Below are 20275 nucleotides of genomic sequence, written 5' to 3'. Positions count from 1 at the left end.
CAAGACCCTGCCCTGGGACGGGCAGGCCTTCGGCCACCTGCTGGTGCGCGGGCCGTGGATTGCCAGCGGCTACTTCAAGGGCGAGGGCGGCTCGGTGCTCGATGCCGAGGGCTATTTCCCCACCGGCGACGTGGCCACGATCGACGCTGACGGCTACCTGCAACTGGTGGATCGCGCGAAGGACGTGATCAAGTCCGGCGGCGAATGGATCTCGTCGATCGACCTGGAGAACGCCGCGATGGGCCACCCGGCGGTGGCCGAGGCCGCGATCATCGGCGTGGCGCATCCGAAGTGGCAGGAGCGGCCGCTGCTGCTGGTGGTGCTGCGGCCCGGCCAGCAGGTGAGCCGCGAGGCGCTGCTCGACTACCTGGGCGGCCGCGTCGCCAAGTGGTGGCTGCCCGACGACGTGGTGTTCGTGCCCGAGCTGCCGCACACCGCCACCGGCAAGCTGCTGAAGACCAGGCTGCGCGAGCAGTACCGGGACTATCGTTTGCCAGAAGCCTGACCCGCTCACTTTGGGTGTACTGTGCCCGCATGCTGATCCCGCTGACACCCGAGGAAGAGGCCTTCCGCGACGAGGTGCGCCGCTTCCTCGATGAAGCCTTGACGCCCGCGCTGCGCGCCGCCGGGCGCCGCTGCTCCGGCATCTTCACCGAGTACCCGGCCGGCAACGACTGGCACCGCATCCTGGCCCGGCGCGGCTGGAGCGTGCCGCATTGGCCGGTCGAACACGGCGGCACCGGCTGGACCCCGCTGCAGCATTACCTGTTCGCCAGCGAGCTGGCTGCCGCCGACGCGCCGCCGCGCGCGGCGATGGGCCCGCAGATGGTGGCGCCGGTGCTCATTGCCTTCGGCACGCCGGCGCAGCAGCAGCGCTGGCTGCCCGGCATCCGCGCGGGCGAGGACTACTGGTGCCAGGGCTACTCCGAACCCGGCGCGGGCTCGGACCTGGCCTCGCTGCAATGCAAGGCCGTCCGCGATGGCGATCACTTCATCCTCAACGGCACCAAGATCTGGACCACGCATGCCCACCATGCCAACCGCATGTTCTGCCTGGTGCGCACCAGCCGCGAAGGCAAGGCGCAGCAGGGCATCAGCTTCCTGTGCTTCGATTTCAAGCTGCCCGGCATCACCGTGCGGCCGATTCCCAGCATCTCCGGCGACCACGAGCTGAACCAGGTGTTCTTCGACGACGTGCGCGTGCCGGCCGACGCGCTGATCGGCGAAGAGAACCAGGGCTGGGCCATTGCCAAGTACCTGCTGCAGCACGAGCGCGGCGGCGCCTGGGCGCCACTGCTGCACGCGCGCTGGCGCCGCGTGCGCGAGGCACTGGACCGGGCCTTCGCCGGCCCGCTGGCGGCGCGGCCCGAGCGGGCCGACCTGCGGCTGCAGCTGGCGGCGCTGCGCGTGCGCATCGAAGCGCTGCAGGCGCTGGAGCTGCGCACGCTGCGCGCGCAGGCGGCCGGCGCGCCGGTGGGCGTGTCGCCTTCCATCGGCAAGCTGCTGGCCACGGAACTCAAGCAGGCGCTGACCGAACTGCACCTGCAGGTGGCCGGCACCGACGCGCTGGCGCGCACGCCGCTGGACGAAGCCGAGGCGCACGCGTTGCCGGTCGACGAGGACGCGGTGTTCGCGCTCTCGGCCTACTTCAACGACCGCGCCGCGTCGATCTACGCCGGCACCAACGAGGTCCAGCGCAACCTCGTGGCCGCTCATTTAATGCGATAGCCATGTGGGACGCCGACACCGACGCGCAGCTGCGCGACAGCCTCGCGCGCTTCCTGGCCGAAGGCCGTGCCGCCGACCCGGCGCGCCTGTGGCGCGGCCTGGCGCGCGAGCTCGGCCTGCTCGGCGCCGCCTTGCCCGAGTCTGCCGGTGGGCTGGGCGGCGGCTTCGCGGCGCACCTGGGCATCCTGCAGGCCCTGGGCGCGGCGATGGCGGCCGAGCCCTACCTCTCCACCGCGGTGATCGGCGCCGGCGTGCTGCAGCGCGCCGGCAGCCTGCGCGCCGCGGCCCTGCTGCGCGACGTGGTGGCCGGCGATCAGCTGCTGGCCTGGGCGCACCAGGAACCGGGCATGCGCGACGCGCTGCAGGACATCGGCTGCACGCTGCGCTACCAGGCAGGCGCGTTCACGCTGCACGGGCGCAAGCGTGCGGTGGCGATGGCCGGCGGCACGCCGCTGCTGATCGTCAGCGCCTGCCTGGCCGGCTCGGGCGAGCCGGTGCTGGCGCTGGTGGACCTGGGCGCGCCCGGCCTGCTGCAGCGCCCGCTGCACACGCCGGACGGCCTGCCCGCCGCCGAGCTGCTGTTCGACGGCGTGCTGGTGACCGAAGAGGCGCTGCTGTGCGCGCCGGAGCAGGGCCGCGCGCAAGTGGAACGCACGCTGGACGAAGCCACGCTCGCCGCCTGCGCCGAGGCGCTGGGCCTGATGCAGCGGCTGATCACCGACACCATCGCCCACCTGCGCGAGCGGCGCCAGTTCGGCGTGCCGTTGGCCAGCTTCCAGGTGCTGCAGCACCGGCTGGCCGAGATGCACATCGCGCGCGAGCAGGCCGTGGCGCTGACGGAAAGCCTGGTCGGCCAGCTCGACGCCGCAGCGCCGCAGCGCGCGCTGGCGGTGTCCGCGGCCAAGGTGGCGGTGAACGAAGCGCTGCGCTGCGTCGGCCAGGGCGCGGTGCAACTGCATGGCGCGATGGGCGTCACCGAAGAGCTCTTCGCCGCCCGCCTGTTCCGCCGCGCCACGCAGCTGGCGTTGATGTTCGGCAGCACGCAGCAGCACCTGCGCCGCATCGACGCGCTGATGGACTGATCGCGCAGCTTCGTCGCTTCGGACGATGGTTGCGCGCCTGGCGGCGCGCGAAGATCGTGGCACTGAAAGGCAAGGAGCGCGGGCCATGACCGGACCCCTGGCAGGACTGAAGGTGGTGGAGATGGCCGGCATCGGCCCGGGGCCGTTCGCCACGATGCTGCTGGCCGACCTGGGCGCCGAGGTGCTGCGCATCGCGCGGCCCGGCGCGCCGGTGCTGGCGCACGACGTCACCGCGCGCAGCCGCGCCACCGTGGCGCTGGACCTGCGCCAGCCTTCGGACCTGAGCCTTGCGCTGCGCTTCATCGAACGCGCCGACGTGCTGGTCGAAGGCTTCCGCCCCGGCGTGATGGAGCGCCTGGGCCTGGGGCCCGAGGCCTGCCATGCGCGCAACCCGAAGCTGGTGTACGGCCGCATGACCGGCTGGGGCCAGCACGGGCCGCTGGCACAGGCGGCGGGGCATGACATCAACTACATCGCGATCAGCGGCGCGCTGCATGCCATCGGCCGGCCGGGCGAGGCGCCGGTGCCGCCGCTGAACTACGTCGGCGACTTCGGTGGCGGCGGCATGCTGCTGGTGGTGGGCGTGCTGGCCGCGCTGCTGGAGGCGCGGCAATCGGGCCGCGGCCAGGTGGTGGATGCGGCGATGAGCGACGGCGCCGCGCTGCTCTCGGCCTTCATGTACGGCTTCAAGGCCGCCGGCCGCTGGAGCAACCAGCGCGGCGAGAACATGCTCGACGGTGGCGCGCACTTCTACGACACCTACGCCTGCGCCGACGGCCGCTACATCGCCATCGGCGCGATCGAGCCGCAGTTCTATGCCGAGCTGCGCGAACGCTGCGGCATCCACGATCCGATCTTCGACGCGCAGATGGACCCCACCCGCTGGCCGCTGCTGAAGCTGAAGCTGGCCGACATCTTCCGCACCCGCACGCGCGACGAATGGTGCGCGCTGCTCGAAGGCAGCGACGCCTGCTTTGCGCCGGTGCTCGACTGGGACGAGGCGCCGCAGCATGCCCACAACCGCGCGCGCGAGGCCTTCGTCACGCTCGACGGCGTGGTGCAGCCGGCGCCGGCGCCGCGCTTCTCGCGCACGCCCGCGGCACCGCCCGCGCGCCAGCAAGTCACCACGCCCGAGGCCGCGCTGCGCGCCTGGGGTGCCGATGCCGCGACGGACGGACGAACCCCATGAGCGACCCCAGCCTGACCCAGGCGCTGCGCAAGGGCCAGCGCGAGCGGCCGAACGAGACCGCCGCGATCTGCGGCACCGAGCGCATCAGCCGCGCGCAGCTGGCCGACCGCGTCGCGCGGCTGGCCGGCGTGCTGCAGCAGCTGGGCATGGCGCCGGGCGACCGCGTCGGCATGCTCAGCCTCAACTCGATCCGCTTTGTCGAATACTTCTATGGCTGCTGGTGGGGCGGCGGCGTGGTGAACCCGGTGAACATCCGCTGGAGCCCGAAGGAGGTGGCGTATTCGCTGGATGATTGCGACACGCGCCTGCTGATCGTCGACGACACCTTTGCACCGATGGTGCCGGCGCTGCGCGCGTTCTCGAAGAGCCTGGCCACGGTGATCTACGTCGGCCGTGGACCGGTCCCGGAGGGCCTGGTCGACGCTGAAGCGCTGATGGCCGGCCAGGCGCCGGTGCCCGATGCCGGCCGCGGCGGCGCCGACCTGGCCGCAGTGATGTACACCGGCGGCACCACCGGCCATCCGAAGGGCGTGATGCTCAGCCACGCCAACCTGTACATCAACGCGCTCAGCAACATGGGCACGGTGCCGCGCCAGTCGGTGCGCGCCTCGCTGGTGGTGGCGCCGATGTTCCATGTCGCCGGCTGTGGCGTGTCCATCATCAACCTGATGCGGCTGGCGACGATGGTCATCGTGCCGGCCTTCGACGAAGTGGCCATCCTCACGGCGCTGCAGCAGCACCGCGCGAACGAGCTGTTCCTGGTGCCGACGATGATCCAGCGCGTGGTCGACCATCCGCGCTTCGCCGAGTTCGACCTGTCCAGCGTCAAGCTGGTGCTGTACGGTGCCGCGCCGATCGATGCCGCGCTGCTGGCGCGTGCGATGGAGCGGTTGCCCGGCGCCGGCTTCGCGCAGGCCTACGGCATGACCGAGCTGTCGCCGACCATCACGGTACTGGTGCCCGAGCAGCACCTGCCGGGCCCGAACCAGGCGCGCTGGCTGCGCTCCGCCGGCCGGCCGGTGCCGATTGCCGAGGTGCGGGTGGTCGATGCCGAGGGGCAGGACTGCCCGGTGGGCACGGTGGGCGAGATCTGCACCCGCGGCCCGATGGTGATGCAGGGCTACTGGCACAAGCCGGCCGAGACCGCCGCCGCGCTGCAGGACGGCTGGATGCACACCGGCGATGCCGGCCGCTTCGACGAGGACGGCTTTCTCTATGTCGTCGACCGGCTGAAGGACATGGTGGTGACTGGCGGCGAGAACGTCTACTCGGCCGAGGTCGAGAACGCCATCGCGCAGCTGCCGCAGGTGGCGATGTGCGCGGTGATCGGCGTGCCCGACGACCAGTGGGGCGAGCGCGTGCATGCGGTGATCGTGCTGCGCGAAGGCGCCTCGATCGACGAGGCCACGGTGGTGGCGCACTGCAAGACCCTGATCGCCGGCTACAAGTGCCCGCGCAGCGTGGAGTTCCGCGCCGCGCTGCCGATCACTGCCGCCGGCAAGCTGCAGAAATTCGCGCTGCGCGAGCCCCACTGGGCCGGGCGCCAGCGCCGCGTCAATTGAAAGTGATCGGAGACGAAAGATGCCGCTGAATTTCGAGCGCAGCTGGAGCGACGGCGACCTGGACGAGCTGCGCCGCTCGGCCGCCCGCTTCATCGACAGCGAGATGGTGCCGCACGACGCCGAATCGCGCCGCCGCGGCCATGTCGGCCACGAGATCTGGCGCCAGGCCGGCGCGCTGGGCTTCCTGTGCGCCGACATTCCCGACGAGTTCGGCGGTGGCGGCGGCGACTTCCGCCACGAGGCGGTGTTCTACGAGGAGATGGGCCGCCGCGGCTTGAGCGGCATGGCCACCTCGGTGCATTCGATCGTCGCGCACTACTTCCTGAACCACGGCACGGACGCTCAGAAAGAGCGTTACCTGCCGCGGCTGGCCAGCGGCGAGCTGGTCGGCGCGATCGCGATGACCGAGCCCGGCGCCGGCTCCGACCTGCAGGCGGTGCGCACGCGGGCCGAGCGGCGCGGCGAGCACTACCTCATCAACGGCAGCAAGACCTTCATCACCAACGGCTACCTGGCCGGCGTGGTGCTGCTGGTGTGCAAGACCGACCCCAGCCAGGGCGCGCGCGGCACCTCGATCCTCGTCGTCGAGACCAAAGACCTGCCCGGCTACCGCGTCGGCCGCGTGCTCGACAAGATGGGCATGAAGGCGCAGGACACCTCGGAGCTGTTCTTCGACGACGTGGCGGTGCCGGCCGACGCGCTGCTGGGCGGCAAGGAAGGCCAGGGCTTCTACCAGCTGATGAGCGATCTGCCCTACGAGCGCCTGATCATCGGCGTGCAGGCGCTGGCCTGCATGGAAGGCGCCTACGAAGCCACCCTGCAGTACGTGCGCGAGCGCCAGGCCTTCGGCCAGCCGATCGCCAACTTCCAGAACACCAAGTTCAAGCTCGCCGAGGTGGCCACGCAGATCCAGGTCGGCCGCGCCTTCATCGACCGCTGCGTCGAGCGCATCGTCGCCGGCACGCTGGACACCGCCACCGCGTCGATGGCCAAGCTCTGGGGCTCCGAAGCCCAGGGCCGCGTGCTCGACGAACTGCTGCAGCTGTGGGGCGGCTACGGCTACATGAACGAATCGCTGATCGCGCGGATGTACGCGGACGCGCGGGTGCAGCGCATCTACGGCGGCACCAGCGAGATCATGAAAGAGGTCATCTCGAGAGCGCTATGAATCACGACGACCTGATGTACAAGCCCGGCCTGCTGCAAGGCCAGCGCATCCTCGTGACCGGCGGTGGCACGGGCCTCGGCCGCGTGATGGCCGAGGCCTACCTGATGCTCGGCGCCGAGGTCTACCTGTGCGGCCGGCGCGGGCCGGTGGTGGAAGACACCGCCGGCGAGCTGATGGCGCAGCACGGCGGCAAGGCGGTGGGCCTGGCCTGCGACATCCGGCAGCCGGAGGCCATCAGCGAGATGCTCGACCGCATCTGGGCCGACGGCGGCGCGCTGACCGGGCTGGTCAACAACGCGGCGGGCAACTTCGTCAGCCGCACCGAGGACCTGTCGATCCGCGGCTTCGATGCGATCACCAACATCGTGCTGCGCGGCACCTTCTACATGACGCTCGACTGCGGCAAGCGCTGGCTGGCCGAAGGGCGCAAGGCTTCGGTGCTGTCGATCCTGGTGACCTGGGTCTGGAACGGCTCGCCCTTCGTCGTGCCCTCGGCGATGGCCAAGTCCGGCGTGCATGCGATGACGCAGTCGCTGGCGGTGGAATGGGCCGGCCGCGGCATCCGCTTCAATGCCATCGCGCCCGGGCTGTTCCCGACCGAGGGCATGAGCGCGCGGCTCAATCCCAAGGGCGGCGAGCACAAGACCCGCGGCAACCCGATGGACCGCGGTGGCCGCATGCCCGAGCTGGCGAACCTGGCCGTCTACCTGATGAGCCCGCAGGCCGAGTACGTGAACGGCCAGACCATCGCCATCGACGGCGGCCAGTACCAGGCCACCGGCGGCAACTTCTCGGCGCTGCGCGAGTGGAGCGAGGCCGACTGGGCGCAGGCGCGCGAGGCGATCGAGCAGCGCAACAAGGCCGACCGGGCCCAGCGCACCGCCTAGTCGCCACGTTACGCGGCCAGCTTCTGCCGCACCAGTGCGATGTGGCTGCGCAGCGCGTACAGCTCGTCGGCATACGACAGCGGCACGCTGACCTCGCCGACGCGTTGCTCCACGGTGTCGAGCTCGCGCGCCAGTTCGTCGGCCGGCCGGCTGCCGATGGCATGCTCGATCGCGCGCAGCTGCGCATACCAGCGGAACACCCGCGAGCGGATGCGGAACTGGTACAGCGGCGGCACCACGCGCGACAGCGGCAGCAGCACCGCGATCAGCGACACCAGCACCACGCCCATGCGGTCGAACAGGTTCGCGAACCAGAACGGCAGGTACTGCTGCAGCCAGGGCGGGCCGTTGCGGTAGAAGCGCTCGGCCTCCTTGGCCAGCGGCCACTCGGTGTTGCGGGTGTTCGGGAAGTCGCCGCGCTGCTGGAACCAGCCGGCGCCGCCGTGCACCTCGCGCGCGGCCTGCACCAGCAGCTGCTCCAGCGCCGGATGCGTGCCATCGCGCGCCACCAGCATCGCGGTGGGGGCGATCAGCTTCACGTCCTGCGGCGGCTGGTCGGCCGCCAGGTCGACGATGCCGCGCGGCAGCAGCACCGGGCTGATGAACTCGAAGCGCCGCGCATAGGCCTCGGCCTGCGCGAAGTGGTAGAGCCGGATGCCCGGCGTGCGCAGCAGCATCTGCACCATCACCGATTCGGGCGCCGAGGCGAACACCAGCGCGTCCAGTTCGCCGGCCAGCAGCGCCACCACCGCGGGCGTGTCGGCCTCGCGCTTCAGCGTCAGCGTGTCGGGCTTCAGGCCATTGGCCTCGAACACCTTGGCCATCAGGTTCGGCACCCCGCTGCCGGACGTGCCGATGTTCAGTCGCCAGCCGGGCAGCTGCGACAGGCTGTCCAGCGAGGGTGACTTGAGCAGGCGCTGCGCCGCGTCTTCGCGGTAGAACAGCCACAGCGGCTCATGGAACAGGCTGCCCAGCGATTCGAGGCCGGCCTCGTGGCCTGCACCGCCGTCCTGGGATTCGTCGCCCGCACCGCCCTGCACGAACGCGACGTCCACGCCCGAGCCGGGCTGTTTGAGCAGCGCCAGGTTCTCGGCCGCGCCCTGGGTGCTGCGCAGCTCGACGCGGATGCCATGCCGCTGCAGGATCTTCGCGTAGCGCTCGCCGAAGGCCGCGTAGGCGCTGCGCTCGGTGCCGGTGGCCAGCACCACGTGGCGCGGCGGGGTCGGGTCCAGCAGCCAGTAGGCCAGGGCCAGCAGCACCAGGCTCAGCAGCGCGAACGGCCCGGCAGTGGCCAGCAGGTCGCGCACCGACAGCAGCGTGTGCCGCACGGTCTGCTGCAGCGCCTGTCGGTTCAGGCGCGCGGCGCGGGCAGAGGATGTCGTCACTCAGCTGAAGAAGTTGCTGCGGAAGCCGTCGGGTGGGCTCGGCGATTCCTGGCAGACGGGCGGCGCATGCGTGCTGTAGATGCGGTCGACCGCAGCCGTGTCCTGCGCGTTGGTGGCCGGCCCGCTGCGGTTCACCGCGATCTGCGCCCAGTTGTCGCTGGCCGGCGGCGGCCCGAGCTTGAAGCTGCCAGGGAACAGTTCGGCGCGCTTCATCGTCAGCTTCGGCCGCATCGTCGCGATGGTCCAGTTCACGTCGCAGTCCCAGGTCACTGCCCAGCCCAGCCGGCCGAGGATGCGGGGCGTCTCGGTGGCGCTGCCCCGGGTGAGGAAATAGACGACGAAGTGCTGCACGCGGCGGATGCGGGCCAGGAAGTTCGGCGAGTGCGAGGTCTGGTTGTCGTAGCGCAGCGGCACCACGTTGTTCGGATGGTCACCGAACAGCACCGTCACCTCGAAGCCGGTGCGCGGCGTCGTCACGCGCTTCACGTCAAGGTTCATGAAGCTGAAGATGTGCTCGTCGGTCGATTCGCCGCTGGCCGGCTGCACGTCCAGCGACGGATTCTTCGTGAAGCCGGCCAGCACGTTCAGCAGCGCAGAGCCGTCCGAGGCCAGGCGGCCAGCGTACTGGAACTGGTAGTCGTAGAGCTCGGTGACCTGCACCATGCCGAATTCGCGGTCGCCGAGGTCGAATTCGTTGCCGGTGGCCTCGACGAAGACCGTGCCCTTGATCTGGATCGCGTCGGTGTTCTTCACCTTGCCCGCGGGCGTGCTGTTGCCCGCGCCCAGGTTGGCGCCGGCGCTGCAGTGCACCACCGCGAAGTGGGTGCCCAGGTGCACGGCCGCCTTGGCACCCGCGGCGGAGAAGCTCATGTTGGCGCTGCTGTCGTCGACGATCAAGGCCATCAGCTCAACCCCTTGGGCTTGTCGCCCCGAAGCGATGCGGTGCGCGACGCCGCGGTGCTGCGCGCGGCCAGCAGCAGGTCCAGCCGCTGCAGCGTCTGCGTGCCGGCGATGCCGTCGGCCACCAGGCCGTTGCCGCGCTGGAAGGCGATCACGGCCGCCTGGGTCTCCGAGCCGAAGATGCCGTCGGGCAGCGCGGTGCCGTTGGCGGTGGAGCGCGGCATCGGCGTGCCCAGGTCGATCAGCGCCAGCTGCAGCACGCGCACGCCCTCGCCCTGAGAGCCCTGCTTCAGGGGCGGGGCGTTCATCGAGGCCTGCACGATCTGAGGGCAGCCCGAGAACCTGCCGCACACCAAGGTCATCGCTTGCTCCTGCTGCCGCGCCAGCGCGGCCGATGAGGAGGTACGAGCTTAGCCCGCCGCCAGCAGCAGCGGGCATGACCTTCGGCCGCGGCGGGTCGAGGGGCGCCGCGGCGGCTCAGGGCTTGGCCACGCGCAGCGGGGTCAGGCTGGCGCGCAGGCGCGACAGCTCGTCGCCCGCGGCCGGGCTGGACTCGCTGAGCGCGCCTTGCACGCTGCCGATGTGCGCGCGCATCAGCCGCTCCGCTTCGGCGTTATCGCCCCGGGTCAACGCCGCGACGATGGCGGCATGCTCGTCGCAGGACTGGCTGGCGTCGTGCGTCGACTGGTACAGCAGCGCCACCAGCGTGGTGCGCGCGGTGAGGTCGCGCATCACGTCGGCCAGCAGCCGGTTGCCGCAGCATTCGGCCAGGCAGACGTGGAAGTCGGCCAGCAGGAAGGTGCGCGTCGCGGCGTCGCCGGCGGCGATGGCCGCGCGCTCGTCGGCCACGTGCTGGCGCAGGCGCCGCAGCGCCGATTGCAGTGGCTTGCCGGCGTCGCGCAGCATGCCGGTCTCGATGACGCGGCGCGCCGCGAAGGCGTCTCGCGCCTCGTCGAACGAAGGCTCGACGACGTACCAGCCCTTGCGCGTGCGCACCTCGACGAAGCCGCGCGCCTGCAGCTGCATCAGCGCCTCGCGCACGAGCGTGCGGCTGACGCCGAACAGGTCGGCCAGTTCCTGTTCGCCCAGGCGTTCACCCGGCGCGAGCTTCTGCGACAGGATGGCTTCGACGACACGCTGGGCGATTTCGGACTGGCTGACCATGGCGGGAGGCGGGCTGCGGGTTCAGGAGGCGAGGCGGGCGCCCACCGCGCTGGGCGGGCTGCCGATGGCTGCATCATCGGTCAGATCGTCGTCGAGGCCGGCGTCCAGGCGGCCCGCGAGCACGGCATGGGCCCGGTCGCGGTCGATGTCGCCTTCCCAGGCCGCGATCACGACGGTGGCCACGCAGTTGCCGATCAGGTTGCCCAGCGCGCGGGCGATGCCCATGAACCAGTCGACCGAGAGCACCAGCACCAGGCCGATGGCCGGGATCGCCGGAATGGCCTGCAGCGTCGCGGCCAGCACCACGATGGCCGAGCCCGGCACGCCGTGCGCGCCCTTGGAGGTGACCAGCGAGATGGCCAGGATCGTCAGCAGGTCGGCCATCGAGACCGGCGTGTTGGTGGCCTGCGCGATGAACACCGCGGCCAGCGTGATGTAGATCGAGAACGCGTCCAGGTTGAACGAGTAGCCGGTCGGGATGACCAGGCCCACGGTCGAGTCGCGGATGCCCAGGCGCCGCAGCTTGGCCATCACCTGCGGCAGCACGCTGTCCGACGAGGTCGTGGCGAAGACGATCATCAGCTCCTCGCGCAGGTACTTCAGCAACTGGACGATGCTGAAGCCGCAGGCGCGCAGGATCAGCCCGAGCACGACGAAGACGAAGATCAGCACCGCGGCGTAGAACAGCACCACCAGCAGGCCCAGCTGCTTCAACGAGCCCAACCCGTACTTGCCGACCGTGAACGCGATGGCGCCCAGCACGCCCAGCGGCGCCAGCTTGATGATCAGGCCCATCACCTTGAACAGCACCTGGGCCAGGTCGTCGACCAGGCCGGCCACGCGCGTGCCGCGCTCGCCCAGCAGCGTCAGCGCGCAGCCGAACAGCAGCGCGAACACCAGCACCTGCAGCACGTCGCCCTTGGCAAAGGCATCGACGACGTTGGTGGGGATCAGCTTCATCAGGAACTCCACCGTGCCGCCGCCAGTGAGCTTGCTGGCGCTGTCGGCATAGGCGCCGATGGCCTTGGCGTCGAGCGTCTTCGGGTCGACGTTCATGCCGACGCCGGGCTGGAACAGGAATCCCAGCAGCAGCCCGATCGCCAGCGCGATCGAGGTGACGACTTCGAAATAGACCAGCGACTTGACGCCGAGCCGGCCCACCCGCCGCAGGTCGCCCGCGCCGGCGATGCCATGCACGACGACGCAGAACACCAGCACCGGGATGATCATCTTGATCAGCTTGATGAAGCCGTCGCCCAGCGGCTTGAGCTTGATGGCCGCATCGGGCCACAGCAGGCCGATGAGCACGCCGACCAGCAGCGCGGCGACCACCTGGCCGAAGAGGGAGCGCAGGAACTTGGGCATGACGACCTCGCGAAGGGCAGTGACGCAAATCTTGCTCTCAAGACTTGCATACAAGCAATGTACGCAAAGTTCGGGGCCGCACAGCCAGGGTTTGCCCGGGGCGCGCCGGACTGGCCGCCGGCGCGGGCGGTGCTCAGGCCAGCGGCCGGGCCTCGGCCACCGCTTCGCTCTCCACGCCCTCGGCCACCGCGGCCCGTGCGGTGGCCGCCAGCTCCTGCTGGATGCCGCGCTCATGGTCCAGCTGCGCCAGCATCTCGTTGAAGCCATCCACCAGGCGCCCGATCTCGTCCTTCGACTGCCACTCGGCACGCAGCGTGTGGTCCCCGGTGCGGCGCACCGTGTCGGCCACTTCGGACAGGCGCCGCAGCGGCCAGGCAATCTGCCGTGCGACGAAGAACACCGCCGTGAGGATCATCGCCAGCAGGAACAGCGCGGTGCCCAGGTGCAGCCACATGCGGGTGAAGAAGCCGGCGATGCGCGCCGCGCCGCCTTCGTGCAGCATCGCGCGGCTGGCGGCGCGGAAGCTCTCGATGCGCGTCAGCAGCTCGGCCCGGCCGGGTTGCAGGGCCTGCCGCAGCTGGCTGTCGGCCGCGGCCGCCAGGGCTTCGGCGAAGTCGGAATCGATGCCGCGCGCAGTGGCGATGAGTCGGCCCTCCAGCACCAGGTAGCGCGTGCGCACGGCGGGCGGCTGCAGCGCCGCCAGCAGCGCCTCGCTGGCATCGGCGCTGCGCATGCCGGGGCCCTGCCGAAGCTCGACCGCGCTCACCTGTGCGACGAGACTCGCCGGATCGGCCGCCGCGGGTGGATCTTCGCGCGCCGGCGCGAACAGCGTGGGTCGCAGCGCGCTGATGTAGGCATTGCCCGCCAGCTCCTTGCGCGCGAAATCGATCGCGATGAACTTCTCGTTGAGCAGGATGCTGCTGACGAAGATCACCGCGCTCAGGTCGAGCAGGGAAATCAGCATCAGCTTGCGGCTGACGCTCAGGCGGCCGGGGAACCGGGTGAAGAGCCGCTTCATCGCCAGTCGGCTGCAGGCAACGCCCGAGCCATCGGCCGGCCCCGCGCGCAGCAAGGGGCGCCCATGCGTGAACGAATCGACCGGCCGGTCGCCGTGCGCGTCGACCCGGCGGGCATCGACAATGCGCGCTCCGAACGGGCGACAAGGAAACGGGCGTGATGGGCTATGTGGTGAGATGGATCGTGGCGGTGGCCCTGGTGCTGCCGGCCTTGGCGCAGGCCACCGTGGTGCGCATGCACACGGTGCTGGGCTTGATCGACGTGCAGCTGTACGACACGGCGGCGCCGAAGACGGTGGCGAACTTCCTGGCCTACGTGAACAGCGGGGCCTATGCCAACAGCTTCATCCACCGCAGCATGCCGGGGTTCGTGATCCAGGGCGGCGGCTACACCTGGGACAGTGGCCTCGGGGCGCCCAAGGCGGTGCCTGCGCTGGCGCCGGTGATCAACGAGTTCAGCCCGACGCGGTCGAACGTGCGCGGCACGATCGCGCTGGCCAAGCTCGGCGGCGATCCGAACAGCGCGACGAGCGAGTGGTTCTTCAACCTGGCCGACAACAGCGCGAACCTGGACAACCAGAACGGCGGCTTCACGGTCTTCGGCCGCGTCACGACGCAGGGCCTGACCGTGATGGACGCGATCGCCAGCAAGCCGGTGCGCAACGCCGGCGGGGCCTTCGCGACGCTGCCGCTGGTCAGCGTGCCGCCGGCGGGCACCTACATCACCAGCGTCAACCTGGTGATGCTGAGCCAGGTGCAGGTGCTGAACAGCAGCACCGACGCCGACCGCGTCTTCAACTACCTGGAGGCCGCCTACCCGCAGTTCGTGGCGCCGGCCAACGCGGTGTCCACCGAATTGGCCGGCTACTATGTGCGCTATTACGCGGGCACCAATGCCTACGTCGGCGTGGCCAACGGCCAGCTGTACTGCCTGGTGCCGGCCCTGAGCGCGGAGATCCTGCCGCTGGGCTTGGTGGCCGACTGGCTGGCCATCGCCGCGGCGGCAGGGTACTGACCGCCGACGCTCAGGCCGTGGTCTTCGGCGCCAGCACGCCGCGGCGCATCTGGTCCAGCTCCAGGCTTTCGAACAGGGCCTTGAAGTTGCCTTCGCCAAAGCCTTCGTTGCCCTTGCGCTGGATGAACTCGAAGAAGATCGGGCCCAGCTGGTTTTCCGAGAAGATCTGCAGCAGCAGGTCGCCCGGCTTGCCGTCGACCAGGATCTTGCGGCTGTGCATCGCGGCCAGGTCCTCGCCGTGGCCGGGGATGCGCTTGTCGACCAGTTCGTAGTAGGTGTCCGGCGTGTCGAGCAGCTTGACCCCGTTGCCGCGCAGCTGGTCCACCGTCCTGTACAGGTCGGTCGAGGCCAGCGCGATGTGCTGGATGCCTTCGCCGCGGTAGCGGTCCAGGTACTCCTGGATCTGGCCCTTGGCCTCGTTGCCTTCCTCGTTGATCGGGATGCGGATCTTGCCGCAGGGGCTGGTCATGGCCTTGCTCTTGACCCCGGTGACCTGGCCTTCGATGTCGAAGTAGCGGATCTCGCGGAAGTTGAACAGGCGCTCGTAGAAGTCCGCCCACTCGGCCATGCGGCCCTTGTGCACGTTGTGCGTCAGGTGGTCGATCACCTGCAGGCCGGCGCCCACCGGGTTCAGCGTGGCGCCGGGCAGCGGCTCGAAGTCGACGTCGTAGAAGCCGATGTTGCCGATCTCGCCTTCCTTCGCGCCGTTCTTGCCGCGCCAGCGGTCGACGAAGTAGATGATCGAGTCGCCGATGCCCTTGATGGCCGGGATGTTCAGCTCGCCTGGCGCGGCCTGGCCGGCGTAGCCCCAGGCGCCGAGCGAGAGGGCGCGCTCGTAGGCGTACTTCGCGTCCTGCACGCGGAAGGCGATGGCGCAGATGCTGGGCCCGTGCAGGCGCGCGAAGCGCTGCGCGAACGAATCGGGCTCGGCATTGACGATGAAATTGATGCCGCCCTGGCGGTACAAGGTGACGTTCTTGTGGCGGTGCCTGGCAATCGCCTGGAAGCCCATGCGCTCGAACAGCGCGCCCATCGCGACCGGATCCGGCGCGGCGTATTCGATGAACTCGAAGCCGTCGGTGCCCATCGGGTTGTGCGGCTCGATCGAAGCGGGAACTTGCATGGCGTTGACCTTCGGTTTGATGCGCTCTCAAGCGCGGTAGGCGAATTCTTGAGCGGATCTGGCGCAAGGTGTCTGCAATTGGTGCGCTGATTGGCAATGTGCATGCACGAATCATGCATAGAATCGCCGCCGATGGACGATCTCCTGCTGGACCCGCTGGACGTGCAGTTGCTGACCCTGCTGCAGCGGGACAGCCATGCCACCAACCAGGTGGTGGGTGATCGGCTGAACCTCTCGGCCTCGCAGGTCAGCCGGCGCATCCAGCGGCTGGAGGGGCTGGGGGTGATCCGCGCCTATGTCGCCCTGCTCGACCCGGCGGCGCTGTCGCTGGAGGTGCGATCGTTCACTTACGTCACGCTGGCACGCCATGGCGGCGAAGAGGGCCAGGCCTTCGAGCGCGCGATCGGTGAATTTCCCGAGGTGCTGGACTGCTACTCGATCGCCGGCGAGGCCGACTACCTGCTGCAGATCGTTGCGGCGTCCCTCAACGTGCTGTCGGACTCGGTGTTGCGCCGCTTGACACGCCTGCCCGGGGTGGTCAATGTGCGGACGAGCATCGTGCTGAACCGCATCAAGGCGAGCACCGAGCTGCCGCTCGACCACATTGGCGCAGCCGGCCCGCAAAGGCGGGTGCGGCTGGTGCAACGGGCGGGTTAACCGGATCTGGCGGGATCGAGGACACCCGCGTTTGTGTATCCGATTGCGACGGCGGCAGCCTTTGTCCTCAAGACAAGGGTCGCCGCGGCCGTAGTCCAGGAAGACCGGGGCCGCGACAGCGGTACAGCCGGCCACGGATTCGCATCGGAAAGCCAGGCATGAAGCGTTCATTGCGCTCGGGATTGAGGAAGCTGCTGCACCAGGCGGCGCGCGGCGCCCTGGGCCTGCTGCCGCGCGAGTGGCGCTTCGCGCTGTTCCGCCGCATGGTCGACTGCGATCCGGCGCCCGGTCCCGAGCTGAGCTTGAAGATCGCCGATACGGCTGAGGAACTGGAAGCCTGCTTCCGGCTGCTGCACGACGCCTACGTGGCCTCGGGCTTCATGAAACCCGACCCTTCCGGGCTGCGGGTGACGATCTACCACGCGCTGCCGACCACCACGACGCTGTGCGCCAAGGTGGACGGCCGGGTGGTCGGCACGATGTCGCTGATCCGCGAGGGCGTGTTCGGCTTTCCGCTGCAGTCGGCGTTCGACCTGAGCGCGGTGCGCGCCAAGGAAGGCCAGATCGCCGAGATCTCGGCGCTGGCGGTGCACCCGGACTTCCGCAAGACCGGCGGCAGGATCCTGTTCCCGCTGATGAAGTTCATGTACGAGTACTGCACCGAGTACTTCGACACGCGGCACCTGGTGATCGCGGTGAACCCGAACAAGATCGAGCTGTACGAGTCGCTGCTGTTCTTCCAGCGCCTGCAGGCCAACACGGTCGACCACTATGACTTCGCCAACGGCGCACCGGCCGTCGGCGCGACGCTGGACCTGGCGCATGCACGGGAGCAGTTCAAGCAGGTCTATGGCAGCCGAAGCGAGCGCAAGAACCTGCATCGCTACTTCGTCGAGACCCGGCTGCCGAACATCCAGGCGCCGACGCGGCGCTATCACACGACCAACGACCCGGTGATGACCGGCGGCCTGATCGACCTGTTCTTCAACCGCAAGACCCAGGTCTTCCAGACGTTGGACGAGCGCAAGAAGCTGCTGTTGCGCAGCATCTACGACCTCGATGCCTATGCACCTGCGCTGCCGCGGGTCAGCGAGACCAGCAAGGTGCGCGAGGCCCTGCGTCGCCACCAGCGCTACTCGATCAACTGCCCGGCGCAGCTGATCGTGGAGTCCTACGGCGACGAGCTGACCTTCGAGCTGAAGGTGGTCGAGCTGTCGCTGTCGGGCTGCCAGGCCGAGTGCCGCATGCCGCTGCCCGAGGGCACGCGCGGCCGGCTGCGGGTGGAACTGGGCACGGGCTTGCGCTCGGCGGTGGAAGCGGTGGCGGTGCGCCGCGCAGCTTCGCAGGCGGGCATCTTCTACGGATTCCGCGTGCTCGAGCCGGATGCGGCATGGGCGGCCTGCGTGCAGGCGCTGCAGCAGGGCCAGACACATGCGGACCTCGGGGCGGCCGCGTCCGGCGGGCCGTCGCCAGCGCTCACCAAATCGCTGCTGGCGCCGGCCGCCTGACTGGCAGAATCGCGGGCCTCGGGCGGCACCGGCCGCCGCGTGGAGGGCACCCCGTGCTGAGGACATTGCTGCAGGCGCTGCTGGCCGGCGGGCTGCTCTGGCTTGCCGGGCCGGCCTGGGCGGGCCTGCCGGATGTCGTCGCGGCGATGAAGCCTTCGGTGCTGGCCATCGGCAGCTACAACGCGCTGAAGAGCCCGCGCTTCACCTTCCATGGCACGGGTTTCGTGGTTGGCAATGGCACCCTCGTGGTCACCAACGCCCACGTGCTGCCGAGTGGGGCCCAGGTGGATCTGGATGCCAAGCTGATGGTGCTGCTGCCGAACGCCAAGGCCAGCCCGGGCCAGGACGACCCCGAGTTGCGTGCCGCGAGCGTCGTGGACACCGACCCGGTCCATGACCTGGCCCTGCTGAAGCTGGAGGGCAGCCCGCTGCCGGCCCTGACGCTGGGCGACTCGGCGTCGGTGCGGGACGGGCAGTCGGTGGCGCTGATGGGGTTCCCGATCGGCGGCGTGCTGGGCTTCCGGCATGTGACGCACCAGGGCATCGTCTCTTCGTTGACCTTGGTGGCGTTGCCGGCGCCGACCTCGCGGCAGCTGGACGAGCGCGCCGTGCGCCAGTTGCGCCAGGGGCCGTTCGAGCTGTTCCAGCTCGATGCCATCGCCTACCCCGGCAACAGTGGCGGGCCGGTGTTCGACCCCGACAGTGGCGCGGTCCTCGGGGTCTTGAACATGGGCTTGCTCAAGGGCACGCGCGAATCGGCGCTCAGCCAGCCCACCGGCATCAGCTATGCCATCCCGGTGCGTTTCGTGGCCGAGTTGCTGGCCAGACGCTGAGCATTTTGTTCACCTCGTGTCGGTGACGATGTAAGGATCTCGACAGAGCGTGACATCGGTCGCGTGCACCCCTCAAGACCGGGGTTGTCGGGCGAGATTTCGGCTGCTTACAGTGGCGTCCGACCTGATTTGCACCGGTCCCTGTGTCATGGTATTGGCATGGGCGCGGTGCATAACGCGCAAGCAAGACCAGCGGCAGGCATGTGCCGCACCGGAGTGACCGATCGAGATCGGCTGAACGCCAGTGGACGGGCTGTCATTCATCGCTAGCTGGCGGGAGAAAAGATGATTCGCGTTTTCAACCACTACCTTCATGCCTGGACCCTGCGTCGCGTCCTGTTCGACGTGGGCCTGGCGTTGCTCGCCCTCGCTGCCGTGATGATGGTTCAGGGCGGCGGCATGAACGTGTCGGCGCCGCTGGCCGGCACGCAAGTCCTGGGGCTGGCGGTCGGCATGTTCGTCATCAACACGCTGTCGGGCCTCTACCAGCGTTCGACCCAGCGCAGCCTGGTCGAGTCCTGCCTGCGGGCGGCGCTGGCCCTGGTGCTGGCGCTGGCCCTCACCTACCAGGTCTTCGCGATGCTGCCGCTGGAGTTCTCCAACATGGCCGCCGTGCGCGTGTCGGCGATGCTGGTGATCTCGATGGTCATCGTCCGCCGGGTCTTCGTCGGCCACTGGACCGGCCAGACGCGCACCAGCAACCGCGTGCTGATCTTCGGTGCCGGCCAGGCCGCGCAGATGGTGGGGGCGACGCTGAAGAAGTCCGATCCGCTGTCCAAGATCGTCGGCTACTTCCCCGGACCGAACGAGAAGCAGCCCATGGTGCCCGAGGCAGAACGCCTGGGTGGCCAGCGCTCGCTGAGCGAGACCGCACGCCAGCTCGGCGTCGACGAGATCGTGGTGGCGCTCACCGAGCGCCGCTCCGGCAGCATGCCGATGCGCGAGCTGCTGGACTGCAAGCTGGCGGGCATCCGCGTCTTCGACATCACCACCTACTTCGAGCGCATGCTCGGCCAGATCCGCATCGACTACGTCAATGCCGGCTGGCTGATCTTCGGCGATGGCTTCAACCAGGGCCTGGCCCGCAGCCTGGTCAAGCGCATGTTCGACATCCTGTGCTCGCTGGTGCTCATCGCCGTGTCTGCGCCGGTGATGGTGCTGACCGCGATCGCCATCAAGCTCGAGAGCCGTGGCCCGGTCTTCTACCGGCAGGAACGCGTCGGGGCCAACAGCCGCGTGTTCAAGGTCACCAAGTTCCGCAGCATGCGCACCGATGCCGAGAAGGACGGCAAGCCGGTCTGGGCCTCGGCGCAGGACAGTCGCGTCACCCGCATCGGCAACATCATCCGCAAGACGCGCATCGACGAACTGCCGCAGCTGTTCAACGTGCTCAAGGGCGAGATGAGCCTGGTCGGGCCGCGCCCCGAGCGGCCGTACTTCGTCGAGCAGCTCACGCAGGAGATCCCGTACTATGCCGTTCGGCACAGCATCAAGCCGGGCGTCACGGGGTGGGCACAGGTCAAGTATCAGTATGGTTCGACGGTCGAGGACTCGGCCGAGAAGCTGCAATACGACCTGTACTACGTCAAGAACCACTCGCTGTTCCTCGACTTCGTGATCCTGTTCGAGACCGTCGGTGTGGTGCTGACGGGCAAGGGCGCCCGCTGAATCTGGCGCGTGCCGCCGCCGCGCC

Annotated in this window: 19 protein-coding genes; 12 read left to right on the top strand and 7 right to left on the bottom strand. The window is 69.5% G+C overall.

Features of this window, described 5'->3' with window-relative positions; genetic code table 11:
- From ACILR4_RS13150 to ACILR4_RS13120, 7 genes are all read left to right on the top strand, one after another.
- The coding region (locus ACILR4_RS13150; protein ID WP_407062680.1) for an AMP-binding enzyme at window positions 1-505 on the top strand (505 nt) is incomplete at its 5' end.
- Window positions 506-534: 29 nt separating this feature from the next.
- On the top strand, window positions 535-1728 hold the full coding sequence (locus tag ACILR4_RS13145; RefSeq protein WP_395701313.1) for an acyl-CoA dehydrogenase family protein: 1194 nt from the start codon (window positions 535-537) through the stop codon (window positions 1726-1728).
- A 2-nt stretch (window positions 1729-1730) separates the two neighbouring features.
- Complete coding sequence (locus ACILR4_RS13140; RefSeq protein ID WP_395701312.1) at window positions 1731-2810, top strand: acyl-CoA dehydrogenase family protein; 1080 nt, start codon at window positions 1731-1733, stop codon at window positions 2808-2810.
- An 85-nt stretch (window positions 2811-2895) separates the two neighbouring features.
- Window positions 2896-3999 carry a CaiB/BaiF CoA transferase family protein gene (locus ACILR4_RS13135; protein WP_395701311.1) on the top strand — a complete coding sequence of 368 codons (1104 nt, stop codon included), beginning with the start codon at window positions 2896-2898 and terminating at the stop codon, window positions 3997-3999.
- Window positions 3996-5561, top strand: coding sequence for a long-chain-fatty-acid--CoA ligase (locus ACILR4_RS13130; protein WP_395701310.1), 1566 nt, complete (start codon window positions 3996-3998; stop codon window positions 5559-5561). The genes ACILR4_RS13135 and ACILR4_RS13130 overlap by 4 nt, the downstream gene beginning before the upstream one ends.
- A 19-nt stretch (window positions 5562-5580) precedes the next feature.
- On the top strand, window positions 5581-6729 hold the full coding sequence (locus ACILR4_RS13125) for an acyl-CoA dehydrogenase family protein (RefSeq protein WP_395701309.1): 1149 nt from the start codon (window positions 5581-5583) through the stop codon (window positions 6727-6729).
- On the top strand, window positions 6726-7616 hold the full coding sequence (locus ACILR4_RS13120; protein ID WP_395701308.1) for an SDR family oxidoreductase: 891 nt from the start codon (window positions 6726-6728) through the stop codon (window positions 7614-7616). The genes ACILR4_RS13125 and ACILR4_RS13120 overlap by 4 nt, the downstream gene beginning before the upstream one ends.
- Before the next feature lie 8 nt (window positions 7617-7624).
- Here ACILR4_RS13120 and ACILR4_RS13115 read toward each other — a convergent pair whose 3' ends face one another.
- The 6 genes from ACILR4_RS13115 to ACILR4_RS13090 form a co-directional block, all read right to left on the bottom strand.
- Window positions 7625-9001, bottom strand: coding sequence for a TAXI family TRAP transporter solute-binding subunit (locus tag ACILR4_RS13115; protein WP_395701307.1), 1377 nt, complete (start codon window positions 8999-9001; stop codon window positions 7625-7627).
- Window positions 9002-9904, bottom strand: a complete 903-nt coding sequence (locus ACILR4_RS13110; RefSeq protein ID WP_395701306.1) for a hypothetical protein — start codon at window positions 9902-9904, stop codon at window positions 9002-9004.
- On the bottom strand, window positions 9904-10209 hold the full coding sequence (locus ACILR4_RS13105; protein ID WP_395701305.1) for a peptidoglycan-binding protein: 306 nt from the start codon (window positions 10207-10209) through the stop codon (window positions 9904-9906). The genes ACILR4_RS13110 and ACILR4_RS13105 overlap by 1 nt, the downstream gene beginning before the upstream one ends.
- A gap of 169 nt (window positions 10210-10378) precedes the next feature.
- Window positions 10379-11065 (bottom strand): GntR family transcriptional regulator, encoded by a 687-nt coding sequence (locus ACILR4_RS13100; RefSeq protein WP_395701304.1) that lies wholly within the window; start codon window positions 11063-11065, stop codon window positions 10379-10381.
- A 21-nt stretch (window positions 11066-11086) separates the two neighbouring features.
- Window positions 11087-12430 (bottom strand): C4-dicarboxylate transporter DctA, encoded by a 1344-nt coding sequence (locus ACILR4_RS13095; RefSeq protein WP_395701303.1) that lies wholly within the window; start codon window positions 12428-12430, stop codon window positions 11087-11089.
- A 133-nt stretch (window positions 12431-12563) separates the two neighbouring features.
- On the bottom strand, window positions 12564-13448 hold the full coding sequence (locus ACILR4_RS13090) for a HAMP domain-containing protein (RefSeq protein WP_395701302.1): 885 nt from the start codon (window positions 13446-13448) through the stop codon (window positions 12564-12566).
- Between the two features lie 170 nt (window positions 13449-13618).
- Between ACILR4_RS13090 and ACILR4_RS13085 the strand changes: the two genes are divergently transcribed.
- Window positions 13619-14461, top strand: a complete 843-nt coding sequence (locus tag ACILR4_RS13085) for a peptidylprolyl isomerase (protein ID WP_395701301.1) — start codon at window positions 13619-13621, stop codon at window positions 14459-14461.
- A 10-nt stretch (window positions 14462-14471) separates the two neighbouring features.
- Here the strand turns inward: ACILR4_RS13085 and hppD are convergent, their stop codons facing one another.
- The gene (gene hppD / locus ACILR4_RS13080) at window positions 14472-15584 is read right to left on the bottom strand and encodes a 4-hydroxyphenylpyruvate dioxygenase (protein ID WP_395701300.1); all 1113 of its coding nucleotides are present in this window, start codon (window positions 15582-15584) and stop codon (window positions 14472-14474) included.
- A gap of 132 nt (window positions 15585-15716) precedes the next feature.
- Here hppD and ACILR4_RS13075 point away from each other — a divergent pair, with 132 nt between their 5' ends.
- The 4 genes from ACILR4_RS13075 (at window position 15717) to ACILR4_RS13060 (ending at window position 20250) form a co-directional block, all read left to right on the top strand.
- Entirely contained in the window at window positions 15717-16241 is a 525-nt protein-coding gene (locus tag ACILR4_RS13075; protein WP_395701299.1) for an Lrp/AsnC family transcriptional regulator, read from the top strand.
- A gap of 158 nt (window positions 16242-16399) precedes the next feature.
- Entirely contained in the window at window positions 16400-17749 is a 1350-nt protein-coding gene (locus tag ACILR4_RS13070; RefSeq protein WP_395701298.1) for a GNAT family N-acetyltransferase, read from the top strand.
- 53 nt (window positions 17750-17802) lie between these two features.
- Window positions 17803-18582, top strand: a complete 780-nt coding sequence (locus ACILR4_RS13065) for a S1C family serine protease (RefSeq protein WP_395701297.1) — start codon at window positions 17803-17805, stop codon at window positions 18580-18582.
- A gap of 285 nt (window positions 18583-18867) precedes the next feature.
- The gene (locus ACILR4_RS13060) at window positions 18868-20250 is read left to right on the top strand and encodes a TIGR03013 family XrtA/PEP-CTERM system glycosyltransferase (RefSeq protein ID WP_395701296.1); all 1383 of its coding nucleotides are present in this window, start codon (window positions 18868-18870) and stop codon (window positions 20248-20250) included.
- Window positions 20251-20275 lie beyond the last annotated feature (25 nt).

The organism is Aquabacterium sp. (assembly GCF_044226965.1).
In the GTDB taxonomy this organism is placed as follows: Bacteria; Pseudomonadota; Gammaproteobacteria; order Burkholderiales; family Burkholderiaceae_C; genus Pseudaquabacterium.
Note: the sequence above shows the minus strand (reverse complement) of the source record. Positions and strands in the feature narration are given on the sequence as shown.